The sequence below is a fragment of the Leisingera sp. F5 genome (genome assembly GCF_001593695.1).
This window is the reverse complement of record NZ_LUKH01001110.1, coordinates 1-1,267: the sequence shown is the minus strand read 5'-3', so window position 1 is coordinate 1,267 and position 1,267 is coordinate 1. Positions and strand designations below refer to the sequence as shown.

At 63.2% G+C, this 1,267-nt stretch carries 2 protein-coding genes; both read left to right on the top strand.

Translation table 11 applies throughout. The features are described 5' to 3' along the window. Positions 1 to 59 precede the first annotated feature (59 nt). The gene (panB, locus tag A2I95_RS39320) at positions 60 to 890 is read left to right on the top strand and encodes a 3-methyl-2-oxobutanoate hydroxymethyltransferase (RefSeq protein ID WP_291737784.1); all 831 of its coding nucleotides are present in this window, start codon (positions 60 to 62) and stop codon (positions 888 to 890) included. Between the two features lie 8 nt (positions 891 to 898). Then, positions 899 to 1,267, top strand: a 369-nt coding sequence (locus A2I95_RS39315; protein ID WP_291737783.1) for a pantoate--beta-alanine ligase, incomplete at its 3' end; no start/stop codon positions are given.

Below are 1,267 nucleotides of genomic sequence, written 5' to 3'. Positions count from 1 at the left end.
TGGAAGCACGCGGCGTTAATTGGTAATCCGGGCGCTATTCGAACTGCGGACAGGAAGCCATGAGCGCAACAGCCAAGAAACAGGCGCCCAACGCCGAAGACATCCGGGCCCGCAAGGGCAGCACCCCGTTGGTGAGCCTGACGGCCTATACCACGCCGATGGCGCGGCTGATGGACAAGCATTGCGATTTTGTGCTGGTCGGCGACAGCGTCGGCATGGTGCTGCACGGGCTGACTTCGACCCTGGGTGTCACCATGGAGATGATGATCCTGCACGGCCAGGCGGTGGCGCGTGGTCTGGAACAGGCGATGCTGGTGATCGACATGCCCTTCGGGTCTTATGAAGAAAGCCCGCAACAGGCATTTCGCAATGCCGCCCGGCTGATGGCCGAGACCGGCTGCGCCGCGGTCAAGCTGGAAGGCGGCGTCGGGATGGCCGAAACCATCCGTTTTCTGGTCAAGCGCGGCATCCCGGTGATGGCGCACATCGGTCTTACGCCGCAGTCGATCAATACTCTGGGCGGCTACAAGGTGCAGGGCCGTGATACGCAAGCCGACGCCGTGCTGGCCGATGCTCGCGCGGTGGCCGAGGCCGGCGCGTTTTCCGTGGTGCTGGAAAAGGTACCGCAGAAACTGGCCGACACAATCACCGCCGAGGTGGCGATTCCCACCATCGGTATCGGTGCCAGTGCCGGCTGCGACGGGCAGATCCTGGTGGTTGATGACATGCTGGGCTTTTTCACCGCCTTCAAACCGAAATTCGTGAAACGCTACGCCGATCTTGGGCCGCTGGCCGAGGCTGGTATTGCCGAATACGCCGCCGAGGTCCGTGCCCGCTCCTTCCCTGCGGCTGAGCATGTGTTTGCCGATCAGGCGCCCTCCAAAGGATGACTGCCGACATGACCGCACCGATCCTGCGCCGCTTGTCTGATCTGCGCGCCAAGACAGCCGCATGGCGCCGTGCCGGCGAAACCATCGGCCTGGTGCCGACCATGGGCGCGCTGCACGCGGGCCACCTGTCACTGGCCGCAGCGGCCAAACAGTCCTGCGACCGGGTGATCGTGACCATCTTCGTGAACCCCAAGCAGTTCAACAAGCCGGAAGACTTGGAGAACTACCCCCGGACTGAAGCTGACGACGCGCAAAAGCTCGCACATCTGGGGGTGGATCTGATCTATGTCCCGGATCCGGACCAGATCTACCCCCAGGGCTACGCCACCAATGTCTCGGTCGGCGGCAGCATTACGGAGGTGATGGAAGGCCCCTTC

What these genes read in the sequence shown, in the direction of transcription:
- panB (WP_291737784.1), top strand. Translation starts at nt 60, where the DNA reads ATGAGCGCAACAGCCAAGAAACAGGCGCCCAACGCCGAAGACATCCGG.